13 protein-coding genes are annotated in these 18,034 nt (G+C 74.5%); 5 read left to right on the top strand and 8 right to left on the bottom strand.

What is annotated here, in order from left to right; all coding sequences use genetic code 11:
* Positions 1–120: 120 nt before the first annotated feature.
* The gene (locus ABD832_RS18250; protein WP_344896456.1) at positions 121–1,089 is read right to left on the bottom strand and encodes an acetylxylan esterase; all 969 of its coding nucleotides are present in this window, start codon (positions 1,087–1,089) and stop codon (positions 121–123) included.
* A gap of 269 nt (positions 1,090–1,358) precedes the next feature.
* Here ABD832_RS18250 and ABD832_RS18255 point away from each other — a divergent pair, with 269 nt between their 5' ends.
* Both ABD832_RS18255 and ABD832_RS18260 read left to right on the top strand, forming a co-directional pair.
* Entirely contained in the window at positions 1,359–3,473 is a 2,115-nt protein-coding gene (locus ABD832_RS18255; protein WP_344896459.1) for a bifunctional aldolase/short-chain dehydrogenase, read from the top strand.
* A gap of 63 nt (positions 3,474–3,536) precedes the next feature.
* On the top strand, positions 3,537–5,096 hold the full coding sequence (locus ABD832_RS18260; protein ID WP_344896462.1) for a rhamnulokinase: 1,560 nt from the start codon (positions 3,537–3,539) through the stop codon (positions 5,094–5,096).
* A 119-nt stretch (positions 5,097–5,215) separates the two neighbouring features.
* Here the strand turns inward: ABD832_RS18260 and mmuM are convergent, their stop codons facing one another.
* The 3 genes from mmuM to ABD832_RS18275 form a co-directional block, all read right to left on the bottom strand.
* A complete protein-coding gene (gene mmuM, locus ABD832_RS18265; protein ID WP_344896465.1) occupies positions 5,216–6,073 on the bottom strand; it encodes a homocysteine S-methyltransferase in 858 nt (285 codons plus the stop codon).
* Positions 6,074–6,405: 332 nt separating this feature from the next.
* Positions 6,406–8,871, bottom strand: a complete 2,466-nt coding sequence (locus ABD832_RS18270; RefSeq protein ID WP_344896468.1) for a VIT domain-containing protein — start codon at positions 8,869–8,871, stop codon at positions 6,406–6,408.
* The gene (locus ABD832_RS18275) at positions 8,868–9,659 is read right to left on the bottom strand and encodes a MerR family transcriptional regulator (protein WP_344896471.1); all 792 of its coding nucleotides are present in this window, start codon (positions 9,657–9,659) and stop codon (positions 8,868–8,870) included. Before ABD832_RS18275 ends, ABD832_RS18270 begins: the two co-directional genes overlap by 4 nt.
* Positions 9,660–9,771: 112 nt before the next feature.
* Between ABD832_RS18275 and ABD832_RS18280 the strand changes: the two genes are divergently transcribed.
* Positions 9,772–10,239, top strand: coding sequence for a Dps family protein (locus ABD832_RS18280; protein WP_344896474.1), 468 nt, complete (start codon positions 9,772–9,774; stop codon positions 10,237–10,239).
* Between the two features lie 127 nt (positions 10,240–10,366).
* Here the strand turns inward: ABD832_RS18280 and ABD832_RS18285 are convergent, their stop codons facing one another.
* A complete protein-coding gene (locus tag ABD832_RS18285; protein WP_344896478.1) occupies positions 10,367–10,756 on the bottom strand; it encodes a YybH family protein in 390 nt (129 codons plus the stop codon).
* A gap of 64 nt (positions 10,757–10,820) precedes the next feature.
* On the opposite strand from ABD832_RS18285, the gene ABD832_RS18290 reads away from it, so the two are divergent.
* Positions 10,821–11,219: a winged helix-turn-helix transcriptional regulator gene (locus ABD832_RS18290; protein ID WP_344896481.1), complete on the top strand. Its 399-nt coding sequence runs from the start codon at positions 10,821–10,823 to the stop codon at positions 11,217–11,219.
* On the opposite strand, the gene ABD832_RS18295 is transcribed toward ABD832_RS18290, so the two are convergent.
* Positions 11,207–14,452, bottom strand: coding sequence for a KAP family P-loop NTPase fold protein (locus tag ABD832_RS18295; RefSeq protein WP_344896484.1), 3,246 nt, complete (start codon positions 14,450–14,452; stop codon positions 11,207–11,209). The genes ABD832_RS18290 and ABD832_RS18295 overlap by 13 nt on opposite strands.
* Before the next feature lie 195 nt (positions 14,453–14,647).
* Between ABD832_RS18295 and ABD832_RS18300 the strand changes: the two genes are divergently transcribed.
* Positions 14,648–16,015 (top strand): alkaline phosphatase PhoX, encoded by a 1,368-nt coding sequence (locus ABD832_RS18300; protein ID WP_344896487.1) that lies wholly within the window; start codon positions 14,648–14,650, stop codon positions 16,013–16,015.
* Positions 16,016–16,100: 85 nt separating this feature from the next.
* Here the strand turns inward: ABD832_RS18300 and ABD832_RS18305 are convergent, their stop codons facing one another.
* Together ABD832_RS18305 and ABD832_RS18310 are read right to left on the bottom strand one after the other, a co-directional pair.
* Positions 16,101–17,183, bottom strand: coding sequence for an LLM class flavin-dependent oxidoreductase (locus ABD832_RS18305; RefSeq protein WP_344896490.1), 1,083 nt, complete (start codon positions 17,181–17,183; stop codon positions 16,101–16,103).
* A gap of 81 nt (positions 17,184–17,264) precedes the next feature.
* A complete protein-coding gene (locus ABD832_RS18310; protein ID WP_344896493.1) occupies positions 17,265–17,978 on the bottom strand; it encodes a TetR/AcrR family transcriptional regulator in 714 nt (237 codons plus the stop codon).
* Between the last annotated feature and the right edge of the window lie 56 nt (positions 17,979–18,034).

An 18,034-nucleotide genomic window follows, 5' to 3' on the forward strand; every position in this document is an offset into this window, starting at 1 on the left:
GTAAAACGTTTTCATGATAAAGGGGCACCCTGCCCCTCGTGACGATCGCGGATCGGACCGGTTCGCCGGTCGCCCGGGGACGGGCCGCCGGTCGTCCAGAGAGAGGTCAGGGCGGGGCGCTCAGCCCTCCAGGAGCTTCCTCGCGGTCCGGAGGTGTTCGGCGACCTGCTCGGACTCGCCTCCCTCGTGGCCGTTGAAGGCCCACACCCGGATGTCCTTGGGCCCGGCGTAGTGGTTGTAGGCGGCGAAGACCGTGGACGCGGGGGTGACGCCGTCGCGCAGGCCGACCGAGAAGAGCGCGGGGGTGGTGTTGCGGGCCGCGAAGTTCACGCCGTCGAAGTGGTCGAGGGTGGCGAAGACCTCCTCGACCCGGTGACGGTGGCTCTTGAGGAACCTGCCGAGCTCGCCGTACGGGTCCTCGTCGGTGATCTCGGCCGCGTGCCGGATGTGCGACATGAACGGCACGTCGATGAAGGCGAACATCAGGTCGTCGACCAGCGCGCTCACCGCCATGGCCAGGGCGCCGCCCTGGCTGCCGCCGGAGACCACGACGCGGGAGGCGTCCACCAGCGGGTGCGCGCGGGCGGCCTCGACCGCCCGGACCCCGTCGGTGTACAGGCGCCGGTAGTAGTAGTCGCCGGGGGACAGGACGCCCTGGGTGAGCTTGCCGCTGACCTGCGGCCCGGTGCCGCCCACCGGGTCGGGGGTGTCGCCGGTCCGCCAGCCGCCACCCTGCCCGCGGGAGTCCATGACCAGGATCGCCCATCCGGCCACGGGCCAGGTGAGCCAGTCGTGCGGCAGGCCGCGCCCGCCGTTGTAGCCGATGTACTGCACCACGCACGGCAGCGGCCCGGTGGCCGTTGCGGGCACCAGCAGCCAGCCTCTGATCTCGTGCCCGCCGAACCCCGCGTAGCGGACGTCGAAGCAGCGCACCAGGGACAGGTCCGTCTCGATCTCGGTGAAGACGGCGTTCAGGTCGTGCTCGCGGGTCTCGGCCAGCGTCGCGGCCCAGAAGGCGTCGAACCCGTCCGGTTCCCGGCGTTCGGGCCGGTACTGCCTGAGCCGGTCCAGCGGCATGTCGACGAACAAGGCATCTCCCCGGGGTCGGAACGGCGCGCGGTGGCCTGCGGTGGATCGGCCGGCCGGTGGCCGGTCGATGATCGGACGGTGGTGGATCGGTGGTCGGCCGTTGGTCGGGCGGTGTGCCGGCCGGTGACCACGGTAGGGGGCGGCCCCCGCACTTGTCAGCGCGGGTGCCGATGGTAAAAACGTATCAATTCAGCAATCCCGTCGGTCGGCGTTGACAGTGCCGGACCTGCCGCGTAGCTTCGTCATCGCTATTAAAACGTTTTTAAGCCATGCGCGCAGCGGTGTACCCGCGTTCCGGCACGCGGCCGGGCGGGCGGTGGGCACACGAGTGGGGAGAGGCCATGACGTCGCCGGTTGAGGAGCTCCTGCAGCGGTCGCACACGCTGGGGGCCGACCCGCGGAACACGAACTTCGCGGGCGGGAACACCTCGGCCAAGGGGGCGGTGACCGACCCGGTGACCGGGGAGCCCGCCGAGGTCATGTGGGTGAAGGGGTCCGGGGGGGACCTGGGCACGCTGACCGAGCGGGGCCTGGCGGTGCTCCGGCTGGACCGGCTGCGGGCACTGACCGGGGTGTACCCGGGGGTCGAGCGCGAGGACGAGATGGTCGCGGCCTTCGGCTTCTGCGCCTTCGGCCCCGGGGGTGCCGCCCCGTCGATCGACACCGCGATGCACGGCCTGGTGGACGCCGCGCACGTGGACCACCTGCACCCGGACGCGGGCATCGCGATCGCCACCGCGGCCGACGGCGAGGAGCTGACCACGCGGATCTTCGGCGAGCGGGTCGTGTGGGTGCCCTGGCGGCGTCCCGGCTTCCAGCTCGGCCTGGACATCGCGGCCGTCAAGGCCGGCAACCCGGCGGCGATCGGCTGCGTCCTGGGCGGGCACGGCATCACCGCCTGGGGCGACACCTCGGCCGGGTGCGAGGCCAACTCGCTGGAGATCATCCGTACCGCGGAGGCGTACATCGCCGAGCACGGCCGCGCCGCGCCGTTCGGGCCGGTGCTGGACGGCTACGAGCCGCTGGAGGCGGCGGCGCGGGCCGAGCGGGCGGCGGCGCTGCTGCCGGTGGTCCGCGGCCTGGCCTCGACCGACGCCCCGCAGGTCGGCCACCACACCGCCACCGACGAGGTGCTGGACTTCCTGTCGCGCGAGCGCCACCCCGCGCTGGCGGCGCTGGGCACCTCCTGCCCCGACCACTTCCTGCGCACCAAGGTGGCCCCGCTGGTGGTGGACCTGCCCGCCGGGGCGCCCCTGGAGGACGTGGTCGCCCGGCTGCGGGAGCTGCACGCCGACTACCGCGAGCGGTACGCGGCCTACTACCGGCGCCACGCCACGGAGGGCTCGCCCGCGATGCGCGGGGCCGACCCGGCGATCGTGCTCGTACCGGGGGTGGGCATGTTCTCCTTCGGCAGGGACAAGCAGACCGCGCGGGTGGCCGGGGAGTTCTACGTCAACGCGATCAACGTGATGCGCGGCGCCGAGGCGATCTCCTCGTACGCGCCGATCGAGGAGAGCGAGAAGTTCCGGATCGAGTACTGGGAGCTGGAGGAGGCCAAGCTGCGCCGGATGCCCCCGGCCCGGCCGCTGGCCACCCGGGTCGCGCTGGTGACCGGTGGCGGGTCCGGCATCGGCGCGGCGACCGCGCGCAGGCTGGCCGCCGAGGGGGCCTGCGTGGTGGTGGCCGACCGCGACCTGGACGCCGCCCGCGCGGTGGCCGAAGAGCTGGGCGCGAAGGCGTACCGGCCCGAGGACGTCGCGGTCGCGGTCCGGGTGGACGTCACCGACGAGGAGCAGGTGCGCGCCGCGCTGCGGGAGGCCGTGCTGGCGTTCGGCGGGGTGGACCTGGTGGTCAACAACGCCGGGCTGTCGCTCTCGCGCTCGCTGCTGGAGACCACGGTGGCCGACTGGGACCTGCAGCACGACGTGATGGCCCGGGGCTCGTTCCTGGTCTCCCGGGAGAGCGCCCGCGTGATGATCGCCCAGGGGATGGGCGGGGAGATCGTCTACATCTCCTCGAAGAACGCGGTGTTCGCCGGGCCGAACAACGTGGCCTACGGCGCGGCCAAGGCCGACCAGGCCCACCAGGTACGGCTGCTCGCGGCCGAGCTGGGCGGGCACGGCATCCGGGTCAACGGCATCAACCCCGACGGGGTGGTGCGCGGCTCGGGCATCTTCGCCTCCGGCTGGGGCGCCAACCGGGCGGCGGTCTACGGGGTGGAGGAGGAGAAGCTGGGCGAGTTCTACGCGCAGCGCACCCTGCTCAAGCGCGAGGTGCTGCCCGAGCACGTGGCCGGGGCGGTCTTCCAGCTGACCCAGCTGACCCAGACCACGGGCCTGCACATCCCGGTCGACGCGGGCGTCGCGGCCGCCTTCCTGCGCTGACCCCCGTAGATCTTTTCCGTCCCGCCGGTCGGGCGCGGCGGACGTCTCCCGAGAGGAGCCTGCATGCAGTCGGCACCGGGGACCCGGCGGTACGCCGCGGTCGACCTCGGCGCGTCGAGCGGCCGGGTGGTGGTCGCCGAGATCGGGCCCGGCACCCTCGACCTGCGCGAGGTGCACCGTTTCGCGAACGTGCCCGTCCGGGCCGGCGGCACCCTGTACTGGGACATCCTGCGGATCCACCGGGGCGTGCTGGACGGCCTGCGCGCGGCCGGTCCGGTGGACGGCATCGGGATCGACTCCTGGGCCGTCGACTACGGGCTGCTGGACGAGCGCGGCGCGCTGCTCGGCAACCCGGTGCACTACCGCGACGCGCGCACCGAGCACCGGACGAGCGACGTCCCCTTCGAGGAGCTGTACGCCCGCACCGGCATCGCCCGCCAGCCGTTCAACACGATCCACCAGCTCGCCGCCGAGCCCCGGCTGGCCTCGGCCGCGACGCTGCTGCTCATCCCCGACCTGATCGCGTACTGGCTGACCGGCGAGATCGGCGCGGAGCTGACCAACGCCTCCACCACCCAGCTGCTCGACGCCAGGACCCGCGAGTGGGACCCGGTGCTGGCCCGCGGTCTCGGCCCCGCGGCCGGGATCCTGCCGCCGATCCGGCGCCCCGGAGAGGTGATCGGCCCGCTGCTGCCCGAGGTCGCGGCCGAGCTCGGGCTGCCGGTGGCCACCCGGGTCATCGCGGTCGGCTCCCACGACACCGCCTCCGCGGTGGCCGGGGTCCCGGCGGCGGACGAGCGGTTCGCCTACATCTCCTGCGGCACCTGGTCGCTGGTCGGCGTCGAGCTGGACCAGCCCATGATCAGCGAGGAGGGGCGGCGGGCCAACTTCACCAACGAGGCGGGCATCGACGGCACCGTGCGCTACCTGCGCAACGTCACCGGCCTGTGGCTCCTGCAGGAGTGCATCCGCACCTGGTCGGTGGCCGGGGACGGCCTCGCGGACACCCCGGCCACCCCGGCCACCGGCCGGGACCCGGCGGACGTGCCCGTCGTGGACGTGCCCGGAGCGTCCGGTGCCGGACGGGGCACCGGGCCGGGCGGGCGCGTGGACCTGGAGGCGCTGCTGGAATCGGCCGCGCGCGAGGAGCCGTTCCGGTCCGCGGTCGACGCCGACGACCCGGTCTTCCACGCTCCCGGCGACATGCCCGCGCGCATCGCCGACTTCTGCCGCCGTACCGGCCAGCCCGTCCCGGACACCCGGGCGCGGATGGTCCGCTGCGTGGTCGACTCCCTGGCCCTGGCCCACCGGGCCGCGATCCAGGACGCCCGGCGGCTCACCGGGCAGGCGGTGGACACCGTGCACATCGTCGGCGGGGGCTCGCGCAACACCCTGCTCTGCAGGCTCACCGCCGACGCCTGCGGCCTTCCCGTGGTCGCCGGCCCGGTCGAGGCCACCTCGATCGGCAACGTCCTCGTCCAGGCCAGGGCCGACGGGGCCGTCTCCGGCACCCTGGCCGACCTGCGGGCCCTGATCCGGCGCGGCCAGCCGCTGGAACGCCACGAGCCGAGCCCGGGGGCCGAGGTGCCGCCCGCGGAGAGGTTCGGCTGGCCCGCCAGGTGAGTCACGGTCCCGGCGGTGCCGGTGGCGCGGTCCTGCGGTTTCGCGGGGGCCGTCGCCGGGGCTCCGTCCCCGGTGGACCGCGCCGGACGGGCCGGTGCCTCCCTGAGGGCGGCGGATGATCAGGTGAGGTGGGCGCGGATCTGGCGGATGTGCTCGGGAGTGGTACGGCAGCAGCCGCCCACGAAGGCCGCCCCGGCCGCGTTCCACTGGGCCGCGGCCTCGCCGAACTCCACCGGGTCGGCCAGTCCCAGCCAGCGCCGGTTCTCCGAGTCCCAGACCTCGCCCGAGTTGGGGTAGGCCATGCTCGGCTTCCCCTTGACCTGCGAGATCAGGCTGCGCACGTGGCGCGGCGCCGTGCAGTTGACCCCGACCGCGATCACCTGGGGGTTGCCCGCGAAGAGCCCGGCCGCCGTCCTGAGCGGGGTGCCGTCGTTGATGTGCTCGCCGTCGCGGCAGGAGAAGCTCACCCACGCCCGCATCTCCGGCGTCTCGGCGAGCAGCCGCCGCAGTGCCCTGGCCTCGGCGTAGGACGGGATGGTCTCGCAGGCCAGCAGGTCGGCCTCGCTGTCGGCCAGGATCTGCCAGCGGTCGCGGTGCCAGTCGGTCAGGCCGTCCTCGTCGAGGTCGTAGTCGCCGGTGTACTCGGCGCCGTTCGCCAGGTAGGCGCCGTACGGGCCGACGCTGGCGGCCACCGTGCCGGAGCCGTGGGCGTCCCTGGCCTGGGCGGCCAGGTGCACGGACAACATGATCAGATCCTCGGCCTCGGCGGCGTTCAGCCCCCGGCGCATGAAGGCCGGGATGCTCGCCTGGTAGCTCGCGGTTATCGCCACCTCGGCGCCCGCAGCGAAGTAGTCGAGATGCGCCTGCCGGATCACGGAGGGGTTCTCCAGCAGGAGTCTCGCCGACCACAGGTCGTCTCGCAGGTCCGCGCCCAGCTCCTCCAGGTGCGTGGCCAGGCCGCCGTCCAGAATCACCATCCCGCCACCTTATGTGGAGCGGCCTGGCCTGAAAGCCCTCTTTTCCCGCCTTCCCGCCCCGGTCGCGGCCACGATCCGGCGCCCGGCGCCCTCCTGTCGCGGACGCCGGGGGGCTCGTGGTCCGTCCCGGGGCTCTGGCGGATCCGTCTGCGAAGTCGTTCCCGGACCCCTCTCCAGCTCCCGTTCTCGTTCCCGGTCCCCTCTGCTGACCCGACCTGTTCCCGGACCCGTTCGCGGGGTCCGGGAACGGGTCCGGGGTCACGGCCGGGTTCTCACGCGCGGGCTCTCACGTCCGGGCTCGCGTCGGGGTTCTCGGTTCCGGGACGAGAGGGTCAGCGCTTCCAGAACGGCCGGCGCTTGGCGGGACCGGCCAGCGCCTCCAGGCCCTCCACGGCCCGGCGCCAGAGAGCGTCCAGGTCGCCGCCCGCCTGCAGGTCCTCGGCCAGGGCCGTCAGCTCCGGGTGTCCGCCCAGGTAGACGGCCAGGGCCGCGAGCCGGCTGCCCAGGTCCTCCAGGACGCGCAGCCGCTCGGCGTCGGGCAGGGACTCCGCGGCGCGCAGCAGCTTCAGCTCCTGGGCGAGCTGCTCCCTCGGCGGCTCCTGCGCCGCACCACCCCGCCGGGGGGCCGCCGCCTTCGGGGCGGAACGGGGCAGCATCCGCGCGCGGTCGTCGAAACCACCCGCCGCCGCCTCCTGGGACAGGCCGGCGACGGGCATGCTCGCCCCGAACGCCGGCGGCGCGCCGGGGGCGGCCATCCCGGGCGGGCCCATCGGGGCCGGGGAGGGCGGGGCCGCGCCCGTGTAGGCCGCCGAGGCCATCGACATCGGCATCATCGGGGGCGCCGCGGCCGGGCTCGCCCAGCCGCGAGGCAGCTCCACCGGCTGGATCACCCGGTGCCCGGGACCGCCCTCGGCGACCACCTGGCTGTCGACCGCGACGAAGGCGGTGAACCGGCAGAGCACCCCGTACCTGAGCGAGGTCTCGACGATCTCGGTCTCCAGCGACCGGTCACCGGCCGCGTACCGGTCCTCCAGGGTCCGCAGCCGGGCCCGCGCCCAGATCGACCGCATCGCCGGGGCGTCCACCGTCGTCGCGCCGACCCGGCGCTCCCACGGACGGCCCGCGGCGTCCAGCCCTCCCACGGTGATCGCCCCGGCCGCCGCGCCGCGGTAGCGGCCGAACACGGTGAGCGGGACGCCCGGGTAGATCGAGCCGAGGTGGCTGACGGTCTCGGTGACCAGGTCGAGCCCGTCGGCCTTGAGGGACAGGTCGGTCACCAGGGGCGCGCCGATCCGGCGGTGGATGTGCTCCATGGCCTCGTCCAGCCGGTCCTCGGACTCGACCAGCTCGCACCGGCCGCCTCCCAGCCCGGCCAGCCTGCCCAGGAAACCGGCGTTGACCGCCTGGTCGATGCCGACCGTGTGCACCCGTACCCCGGTGAGCCGGCGGCCGATCCGTTCCAGGATCTGGTCCTCGTTGCCGACCTGGCCGTCGGTGACGAGCACCAGCACCCGGTCCCCGGCCGAGTCGCCGAGCAGCGTGACGGCCCGCTCCAGCGGGGTCAGCATCTCGGTGCCGCCGCGCGCCTCCAGCCTGGCCAGGTGCTCCACGGCCCGGTAGCGGTTGCGGTCGGACGCGGCCGACAGGCCCTCGCCGAGCCCGTCGGGGTGCTCCACCTCGGTGTCGAAGGAGAGCACCGCGAACCGGTCGCGCGAGGTGAGCGTGTCGACGATGCGGGCGGCGGCGCGCCGGGCGGCCACCATCTTCCAGCCGGTCATGCTGCCCGAGCGGTCGAGGACCAGCACCACGTCCTTGCTCCGGGCCTCGCCCCCGGCGGACTCCGCGCCGGGGACGACGGTCAGCGTGAACGTGCCCCCGGCCTCGCCGGTCTCCCCGTTCCCCGAGCCGGTCCCGGATTCGGTCCCGGAGCCGTTCCCCGAGCCGGTCCCGGAGCCGTTCCCCGAGCCGGTCCCGGAGCCGTCGCCGGGACGGGTGTCGGGGGCGAGGGCCAGCGAGGTGGAGGCGTCGAAGGCCAGCCGCAGGATGAAGTCGCGGTCCAGGCGCTCGCCCGGCTGGAGGCGTACGGTGCCGCCCTCCTCGCGGACCACGTGCAGGCTGGAGCGCAGCTCGCGCAGCTCCAGGCCCGCCGGGTCGACGGAGGCGGCCAGCGAGAGCCGGACCGGGTTGGGAAAGCCCGGCAGCAGCACCGGCGGGGTGATCCGGGAGGCGTCCGGGACCGCGTCGGTGTCCGGGGCCCAGCCGTCACCGGCCGCCTCGCCGTCCAGCGGGGCGCCGGGGATGTAGCGCGGGGCCACGACCAGCGGGAACCGGAAGGTGGCCGCGCCGTCCTCGTACGGGAGCGGCTGGTCCAGCGTCAGGTGCACGGTGACCCGCTCGCCCGGCACGATGTTGCCGACCCTGATGGTGAAGACGTCCGGCCGGTCCTCCTCGGCGATCGCGGCCCGCCTGCCCTGGGAGATCGCCTGGTCGTAGTCGGCCCTGGCCTGGCCGCGCTCCTTCAGCACGCCCTCGATGACCCGGCCGTCGGCCTCCATCCGGAACGCGGTCACGGCGGCCCGGTCGGGCAGCGGGAAGACGTAGGTCGCCTCCAGGGCCACGTCGTAGGGGTTGCGGAACCCCTGGACCACCTCGACCCCGGCCGTCAGGCCGGACACGGCGGCGGTCACGTCCACGCTCTCCAGCGGCAGGTTGCCGCGTTCGGTGGTCAGCGCCCCCAGCCCGGCGTCCGGGACGGGCAGGCACTCCTCCGGTCGCAGAGTGGTGATGGAAACGGTCATGGCTGCAGTCCTTCCGGAGGTGTGAGGCCGCGTTCGCGCAGGAGCGACAGGAGCTCCCGCGAGGCGGCGGCGATCTCGGCGAGTTCGTCGGGCGACGGGGCACGCCCGCCATCGTGCCCGCCGTCGAGCAGCAGCGTCACGCCGTCCGCCAGCCGTACACCGTGCACGGCCACGGCCGCCGGGACGGCTGGGGGGACGGGGCGGGCGGGGCGGGCGTTCGGCGGGGGAGGTGCGGGAGACGTGGGCGGTGCGGGCGGCGCGCCGGAGGCGGTGGGAGGAGCCGGGGGGGCGGTTCGCGCGGCCGGGTCGGGTGCCGGGCGGGAGGGGGCCGACGCCGGGGCACCGGTCCAGAAGCGCGGCCGTGCCGTCGCGGGGGAGGGGGCCCCGGGCTCGGGCCTGTGCTCCGGCCGCTGCTCGGGCCGCTGCTCGGGCCGGTGTTCCGGTCGGTGCTCGGGCCGGTGCTCGGGTCTGTGGTCCGGTGGCGCCTCGGGGAGGCGGGCGATGGCCTCCAGGGTCCGGTCGGTGGCCCCGGCCAGCTCGACCTGGATCTCGGCGATGGTCCGCCCGTCGGCCTGGCGCCGCTTGACGGCGATCAGCTGGAGCAGGTGGCGCCTGCCGTACACGGCCACCCGTCCCCGGCGGGCCGAGGGCGGGTCCAGGAGGCCGATCGTGGAGTACCACCGGATCACGCGCTCGTTGGGCACGTCCCTGACCCGCCCATTGAGCCGGGCGGTGGGGGCCAGCGCCGCCGACGCCTGCTCGGCCAGTTCACCGATGGTCCATTCCATACGAAGATAGTGACACTGTAATCATGACAGTGTCAACATAAGAAGCCGGATGTGTGGGTACGGACATTCCGTACGAAACCGGAGATTAAGGCGAAAACAGGGGGGACGCTCTATGTCCGCGATCACCAGCCCGCTCAATCCGGAAGACAAGAAGGTCATCGCCACCGCGCTCCAGGGGTCGCTCGTCGACCTGCTCGACCTGTCACTGCTGACCAAGCAGGCCCACTGGAACGTGATCGGTCACAACTTCCGCTCCCTGCACCTGCAGCTCGACAAGATCGTCTCGGCTGCCAGGAAGCACGCGGACACCGTCGCCGAGCGAGCGGTGGCCATGGGGTGCAACCCCGACGGCCGGGGCTCCACGCTCGCGAAGAGCACCGAGGTGCCGCAGCTGGAGCCGGGCTACCTCAACGACGGCAAGGTCGTCGCCGCGATGACGGACATCCTCGGCTCCATCACCCGCCGGATGCGCGAACGCGTCATGGCCACCGAGAAGGCCGACCCGATGACCCAGGACCTGCTCATCGAGATCACCCAGGACCTGGAGAAGTACCACTGGATGATCGAGGCCCAGCGCTAGGTCGTCTGCCGGGCGCCCCGATCCCACGGGCCGGGGCGCCCTCCGCGCCGGGCACGGTGCCTCCCGTCACCGCCGGGACCGTTCACCCGCGGGCAGGACGATCCCGGCGGGGCGGAGGGCCCGGGGTTCACCCGGCCGTCGCCCGTACGCCGAAGACGTTGTCGATGGCGTACCGCCAGCGTCCGTCCGGCCCGCGCCGGGCGACGTCGGTGGCGGTGCCCTCGATGTGCACGGGCGCGCCGTCGGGGCCGGTGCCCTCGATGACCCAGTCGACGATCAGCAGGGCGAGGTCGCCGGCGCTGTAGACCTGGCGCGGCCGCACCGTGATCGGGAGGCCGAGGGCCATGAAGGCGGTGTTGGCGTCGTACGCCTCCCGGCCGGTCAGCGGCGAGCCCGGTTCGGCGACGAACACCGCGCCGTCCTCGTAGATCTCCGCCAGCGCCTCGGGGTCACCGCTGTTGAAACGCTCGGCGAACACCGCCGGAACGTCCTGGGGGGTCTCGGCGAGTCGTCGCATCACGCACGTCCTTCCCGGTAGGAGGTAGGAATCGGGGAACGCGGCAACGCTAGGAGGCGCCCTCGTGACTCACCAAACGGTCGGCCACCCGGCCCCGGTCCGGCCCGGCCTGCCCGACGACCCGCGCGCGGACGTCGCCGAGCCCACCCCGTCCTGCCCGGTGGAGATCACCCTCGCGGCCCTGCACGGCCGCTGGACGACCCTGGTCGTCCGGGAGTTCCTGCGGGGCGACCACACGTTCAGCGAGCTGCGCCGGGCCCTTCCCGGCCTGTCGGACAAGGTGCTGTCCGACCGGCTGGCACACCTGACCGGGGCCGGCGTGCTCGACCGTCACCGGATGCCGGGGTGGCCGCCCCGGGTCCGCTACAGCCTCACCGAGCGGGGCCGCCGCCTCGGCCCCGTGCTGCAGGCGCTGTGGGACTGGGGCGAGCCCTCCCTCCACCGGGAGGGTCACAGCAGGTAGCGGGCCAGCTCGGCGATGGGATGGGGGCGGGAGAGCAGCTCCCGCAGCGCGTCCAGGTGGGCGAGACCGGGAAGGTCGGGGCTGGTCAGGCCGGTGTCGCGCAGGGCGCGCCGCCAGCTCTCGGCGTCGCCCGCGGCACCCTCCAGCCGCCGCAGCACGCTCACCCCGTCGATCTCCCTGACCAGCAGCGTCAGCAGGTGCGGCCACTGCACGGCCAGTGCCGCGAGCTTGGCGACCTCGCCGTCCGAGGCCGGGGCCGCTCCGGCGAGGGCGCGGCGGTAGGTCAGGAACGAGTAGAAACGGAAGACGTTGACGTACCGTTTGATCTCGCGCGGGTTGAAGAACGTCAGGGCCGGCAGCACGAACTCGATGGCCCGGTAGGCGTTCTCGTCGCTGTAGAGGTCGTCGAAGACCCGGTCGGCGGCCTCGCGGGTGGCCGCGCAGAGGCCGCCGACCGCGTCGGAGCACTCGATGCCGAGCGCGTCCTGCGCCAGCCGGGCGGCCTCGTCGATGGTGGTCGTGGTCGGCCGCAGCGCCCAGATGGCGTCCTGCAGCCGGCTCACCTGGACCGGGTCGGGCGGGTCGCCCGCCCACGGGCCGGGTACGGGCGGCACGTCCCCGGCGGTCCGCGGTGCCGCCTCCTTCACCGGCGCCCGTGCTCCCAGCGTCTCCACCGACGTCCGCGACCCCGGTACGTTCGCAGAGGCCCGCGTTCCCGGTGCCCACACCGGTGCCCGCCGCCCCGGCACGGCCGCTCCCGTCGGCGCGCCGGCGCCGGGCGAACCCGGTCCGGTGGCGTCGTCCGGGAAGGGCCGTGCGGGAGACAGGGGACCGCGTGAACGCGGTCCGGCCGGATCCGGTGGCGGGTCGAGCCGTTCCAGGGCGGCTGGGGGACCCGCCGGACACGGTCCGGCCGGATTCGGTGTGACATCGGGCACGCCCAGCAGTGCCCGCACGAAGGCGGGCAGCCGGTCGGCGTCGTCCAGCAGCGGCACGCTCAGCGGCAGCTGCACGATCTTCTCCAGGAACCGCCAGCCCAGCCCGGCCCGGCCGCCGCCGGACAGGGTCCCGGCCAGCTCGGGGTAGGCGGCCTCGATGTGCGCGACGACCACCTCCGGCTCCATGGCCAGGACGAAGACGCAGTTGGGGAACTCCCCGGCGAGGAAGAGGTTGATCGCCTCGATGACCTGCGCCACCGTTCCCGGCGAGCAGCGGTCCAGGTCGTCCACGAACACCACCAGCGGGCGTCCCTCGGTGGCGACCAGGTCGAGGACCTGCCGCATGTCGGTCTGGACCAGGTGCAGGAAGCCGGTCCTGGAGCGGTACCCCGGCACGGTCACGGCGTCCGGGACCGACCCGTCGGCCAGGCCGCCGGAACCGAGCAGGTCCGGCTGGGTGACCAGGCCGCGGAAGGCGTTGTCCGCGGCCTCGCCGAAGAACCGCGCCAGCCGCAGCGCGCCCACCCCCACCACCACCGCGGAGCCCGTCGCGCCCACCGCGGCGGCGGCGTTGCCCAGCAGCGCGCCGAAGGCGGGCAGCAGGGCGGTGGCCGCCATCAGCGCACCGGTGACCACGAGCGTGGCCACCAGGCCGAGGGCCACCGGCGCCAGGCGGGTCATCGCCAGCCGGTAGGCGCGCCTGCGGACCGCCTCCCGGTCGATCCTGGACAGGTTCAGCTCCAGCCAGAACCGCTCCCGTTCGGCACGGGGCAGCCGCCGGGTGACCTGGCTGATGATCTCGTGGGCCAGCCCGGCCCAGACCTGCTCGCCGCTCTGGTACATCCAGGGGTTGAACCAGACCGTGGGCCGCCAGTCCGCAGGCCGCAGCGGCAGCGGGTCCGGCTCGGCCTGCCCGGCGCTCTCCCGGCCCCGGCGGCCCGCCCTGGCCAGCACCTCGGCGTTGGTCAGCGTCCGTTCCGCGCGGGTGCCCGGCAGGTGGATCGGGACGGCCGCGTCCCCGGCGGCTCCCGGGTCCAGGACGTCCTGGATCATCCGCATCAGCGAGGTCTTGCCGGTGCCCCACGGCCCCTTGAGGCCGATGGTGAGCGGCGGCCGGGTCTCGGGATGGCGGACGAACGCGGCGATGGCCTCGGCGTAGACCCGGTGCCCGAGCTGGTCCTCGGTGGTCCACCGGTCCGCGGTGAGCCTGGCCCGGGGCCGTACGGTCCGCATCCCGGCGCGGCGACGGCGCAGCAGCGCCGAGGTCTGCGCCCGCTCGGCCGCCGAAAGCCGCGAGTGGCCGAAGGCCCGCACGTCCGGATGGGCGAACGTGGTCGTCTCGCCCAGCAGGCCCCACTGCCGCAGCTCGCCGGCGTCCCCGAGGATCTCGTCGATCGGCTCGTCCTCGTCGAGCAGGGCCGCCCTGCGCAGCATCTCCCTGGCGGGCTCGCTCAGGTGCAGCTCGTAGACCCTTCGCACGATCTCCGTCCCGGCGGTGGGCGGGGCGGGCTCGCCGAGCCGGGCCAGGGCGACGGCGAAGGCGGCGTGCGGCTCGGCCGAGGCGTCCCGCACCGGGGTCAGCGGGACGCCGGCGACGTCCCCGTAGGCGATCAGGATCGGGGTACGGGCGGCCGAGACCGCCGCGTAGCGGGCGAGCGCGTAGGCGTGCAGGTCCCCGACGCTGACCGTGCCGTCCCCGTCGAGGTCGGCGGCCCGGGTGGCCAGCCCCTCGGCGATGACGTCGGTCAGCGTCCGGGCCGGACCCGGCACCGCCTCGTCCAGCCGCAGCGTCAGGGTCAGCGCCGCCGCGGCCACCTTCGGCTCCCCGGCCACGGCGAGCTGCCGGACCGGCCCGGCGGACCCGCCCAGGGCGCTCCACCCGAAGTCCACGATCAGCACCACGGCGGCGGCGAGCGACCCGCCGACCTGACGGCCGAACGAGCCGATCATCGCCCCGAGCTGTCCCGAGGTCCAGCCGCCGTCGGCGGGCAGCCGGACGACGAGCAGGTCGCCCTCGCGCGCCGAGCGCAGCAGCTCCCACACGCGCTCGCCGTCCGCGTCCGGCCCCTCGCTGGTCCCGGCGTCGACGGTGAAACCCTCGGCGCGCAGGGCGCTCGCCAGCCGCAGGTCGGGCCGCGGCGCAGGCGGGGCGGGCGGGGCGGGCGTCCGGGCCGCGGCCGTGGCGGGGACGGCGAAGGAGACCGGGGGAGCGTCGAGGAAGACAAGGGCACGGCGGGTCCGCACCCGCGGCGCGGTCTCGGAAACCAGGTTCGCGAACGTGAGTCCCTCGGTCAACGGTCCTCCCCGGTCTGATGACGGTGATCCCACTGTGAGGGCGCGGACCGGGGTCCATGGCGATCTTGGCGATAGGTCGACCTGTTTTGGCGGATGTTTGCCCGATGGGTGACGCAAAGTTTGCGCCTGTGGTGTCGGCGTTCATGTCGGTTCGATCGGCTTGTGGCATACCGCGAGGAACCACGAGGAGGAGCCATGCTTCGCCGTACGCTCGTGCGCACCGGGGCTCCGGCGCCCGGCGCGGCTTTGGCCGGCTCCCTCCGGCAGGACGCCGCGGACACCGTGACGGTGACGGACACCACCGTGCGACGCCCGGCCGGGACCTACGGGCCGTACGGGCCGCTGCGCCCGCCGGACGTTCACGGGCTGGCGCTGCCGGAGGGGTTCACCGCCAGGGTCGTCGCCCGCAGCGGGCACCGGATCGGCGGGACGCGCTGGCATCCGGCTCCGGACGGCGGCGCGTGCTTCCCCGACGGCGACGGCTGGATCTACGTGTCCAACTCGCGGGTCCCGCTGCTCGGCGGGGCGTCGGCCGTCAGGTTCGCGCCCGGCGGGGCCGTGACCGGCGCCTACCGCATCCTGTCGGGCACCGACCTCAACCACGCGGGCGGCCGCACACCGTGGGACTCCTGGCTGTCGTGCGAGGAGACCGGCCGGGGCAGGGTCTTCGAGTGCGATCCGCACGGTTCGCGGGCCGCGATGCCGCGCCTGGCCATGGGCCGCTTCAGGCACGGGGCCACGGCCTGCGACCCGGTCCGGGGCGTGGTCTACCTGACCGAGGACGAACCGGACGGCTGCTTCTACCGGTTCCGCCCGGCCCACCGGGGAGACCTGACCTCGGGCAGGCTGGAGGTGCTCTGCGCGGACCGGTCCACTGACCGTGACCGCGATCGGTCCTCTGGCCGTGACCCCGGCCGATCGTTTGGCCGCGACCCCGATCGGGACCCCGGCCGCGACCCCGGCCGGGATGCCGATCGGAGGGCCGGCCGGAGCGGTGAGCGGGTCATCTGGCGACGGGTGCCCGATCCGGGGGCGCTGCCGGTGGCCACCCGTCACCAGGTCGAGGACGCCCGGCGCTTCTCCGGGGCGCGGGGATGCCACTACGCCGACGGTGTGTGCCTGTTCACCACCGGGGGCGACGACCGCGTGTGGGCCTACGACGTGGAGAACGAGACCCTGCGCGTCGTCCACGACACCGGCGCTCCACCGGCCGGGGCCGGCATCGTCACCGGCACCGCCTCGGGCGGCCTGCTGGTCGCCCGGGTCGCCCGGGTCGCCCGAGGCGGCGACGACGGCGACGACACGGAGATCAAGGCGATCGTCTCCGGCCGGGGCGTGGTCCCGCTCGTACGGGTCGTGGGACACCCCGGGGCGGAGATCAACGGCCTCGCCTTCTCCCCGGCCGGTGACCGCCTCTACTTCTCCTCCCGGTCCGAGGCCCGGTCCGAGGCCCGGTCCGAAGCCCGGGGTGGAAACCGGCGCGGGGCCTGGCGCGGCCACCGGGGTGACGCCGCCGGGATCGGCGGCGTCACCTACGAGGTCACCGGTCCCTTCCGCCGCTAGACGGGTGAACCCGGAGTCCGGCCGGCCCTTCCGCCCGCGTCAGAGGTGAACGTCCCGCCGGGCCGGGAGAGGGGCCCGGGGATCGTCACGCGGCGAGCGAGGGGACCGCCAGCCGGGGACGGACGAAGTCGCCCACCCGCCAGGCCTCCTCCAGGTGCGGCCAGCCGGACAGCACGAACTCCGACAGGCCCAGTTCGGCGTACTCGCGCATCCGCCCGGCGACCTCGTCGTAGCTGCCGACCAGCGCGGTGCCCGCCCCCTCGCGGACCAGGCCGACCCCGGCCCACAGGTTGGGCGAGATCTCCAGCGCGTCCGCCGACCCCCCGTGCAGATCGGCCATGCGGCGCTGCCCCACGGAGTCCATCCGGGCGAACCGGGCCTGCGCGGCGGCGATCCTGCCGGGGTCCATGCCGTCGAGCAGGCGGCGGGCGTGCGCCCATGCCTCCTCGGAGGTGTCGCGGGCGATGATGTGCAGCCGGATGCCGAAGCGCAGCTCACGCCCGGCCTCGGCGGCCAGACCGCGCATCCGGGCGACCCGTTCGGCGATCATCGCCGGGGGTTCGCCCCACATCAGGTAGACGTCCGCCCCGGCGGCGGCCACCCGTTCCGCGGCGGGGGAGGCCCCGCCGAAGTAGATGTCGGGGGTGTCGAGGAGGGGCGTGGCCAGCCCGCCCCCGGAGACCCGGTAGTGGGCGCCCAGGTGCTCGAACGGCTCGCCCGCCCAGGTGCGCCTGAGCACCTCGATGAACTCGCCGGTGCGCTCGTAGCGGGAGTCGTGGTCGAGGAAGTCGCCGTACGCGCGCTGCTCCTGCGGGTCGCCACCGGTGACCACGTTGAGCAGCAGCCGTCCCCCGCTGATCTCCTGGAAGGTCTGCGCCTGCTGGGCGAGGAGCGTGGGCAGCGTGAAGCCCGGCCTGAAGGCCACCAGCAGCCTGAGCCGTTCGGTCCGCGCCGCGACGGCGCTGCACGCCACCAGCGGGTCGGGGCACCCCGCCCCGACGGGGGTCAGCGCGGCCTCGAACCCGGCCGCCTCCGCCGCGCGGGCCACCTGGGAGAGGTAGTCGAGCGTCGCCGGCCTGTCCGCGTCGCCTCCCGCCGCGACGGTGGTCGTGGCGGGCCTGACGTGGTGGCCGTCGCCGGTGGTCGGCAGGAACCAGTGCAAGCGCATCTTCGCCTCATCCGGGGGGTCGTACGGAACGGGGACGGCACCCCGACGATAAACGCATAATACCTATCTGCAAATAGGGTATTAGGGCGGGGTGCCGGTGCCCGCCGGGGGCCGGTCCGTGCCGGGCCGGTCCGGGGCCGTGGAGGTCGTCAGGTAACCGGTGAGCAGGGACTTGAGCTCGGCGGTCAGCTCCGCGGCGCGTTCCCCCGGTTCCGCCGCGACCAGCGGCAGGACCGCCCTGACGGTGGCCAGCATCATCGTGGCGACCATCAGGCGCCGCTCCTGGCCCAGGTGGGGTGCGCGGACGGCGAGAAGGCCGGCGATGTGCCGGGCGACGTCCCGGTGGAGCCGCTCGGACGCCTCGGCCAGCCGGTCACCGGTGGCCGAACCGTGCAGCAGGGCCCAGTAGGCAGGGCGGGCGGCCTTGTAGGCGACGATCTCGTCCACCACCCGGTCGATCAGCTCGGCCGCGGGCATCCGCACGACGTCCCCGGTGAGGCGGGCCTGCCAGTGCGCGCTCCGCCCGTCGGTGAACCGGTCGAGCAGGCCGTCCAGGATCTCCTCCTTGTTGCGGAAGAACTGGTACAGCGAACCGGGGGACATCCCCGCCCGCTCGGCCACCGCGTTGGTCGTCAGGTCGGGGTAGCCGACCTCGGCGATCACCTCCTCGGCGGCGTCGAGGATCTCCTCCATCCGCCTGAGGCCGCGCGCCTGCCGCCTGACCGCCCGCCGCGGAGCCCCGGGCCGGTCACCGGCCGTCGTGCCGCTCGCGGGGCTGTTCGCCGGGGCGGTCACAGGCGCACTTGCCGGACCGGTGGAGCCGGTCGCCGGACGTTCCTCGGGCATGCGTC

Origin of the sequence: Streptosporangium longisporum, from assembly GCF_039534895.1 — a bacterium.
Classification (GTDB): Bacteria; Actinomycetota; Actinomycetes; order Streptosporangiales; family Streptosporangiaceae; genus Streptosporangium; species Streptosporangium longisporum.

Coding starts and splice junctions, on each gene's coding strand:
- ABD832_RS18305 (WP_344896490.1), bottom strand. CDS start 17,183: ATGCGCTTGCACTGGTTCCTGCCGACCACCGGCGACGGCCACCACGTC.
- ABD832_RS18285 (WP_344896478.1), bottom strand. CDS start 10,756: ATGCGACGACTCGCCGAGACCCCCCAGGACGTTCCGGCGGTGTTCGCC.
- ABD832_RS18300 (WP_344896487.1), top strand. CDS start 14,648: ATGCTTCGCCGTACGCTCGTGCGCACCGGGGCTCCGGCGCCCGGCGCG.
- mmuM (WP_344896465.1), bottom strand. CDS start 6,073: ATGGTGATTCTGGACGGCGGCCTGGCCACGCACCTGGAGGAGCTGGGC.
- ABD832_RS18260 (WP_344896462.1), top strand. CDS start 3,537: ATGCAGTCGGCACCGGGGACCCGGCGGTACGCCGCGGTCGACCTCGGC.
- ABD832_RS18280 (WP_344896474.1), top strand. CDS start 9,772: ATGTCCGCGATCACCAGCCCGCTCAATCCGGAAGACAAGAAGGTCATC.
- ABD832_RS18275 (WP_344896471.1), bottom strand. CDS start 9,659: ATGGAATGGACCATCGGTGAACTGGCCGAGCAGGCGTCGGCGGCGCTG.
- ABD832_RS18255 (WP_344896459.1), top strand. CDS start 1,359: ATGCGCGCAGCGGTGTACCCGCGTTCCGGCACGCGGCCGGGCGGGCGG.
- ABD832_RS18270 (WP_344896468.1), bottom strand. CDS start 8,871: ATGACCGTTTCCATCACCACTCTGCGACCGGAGGAGTGCCTGCCCGTC.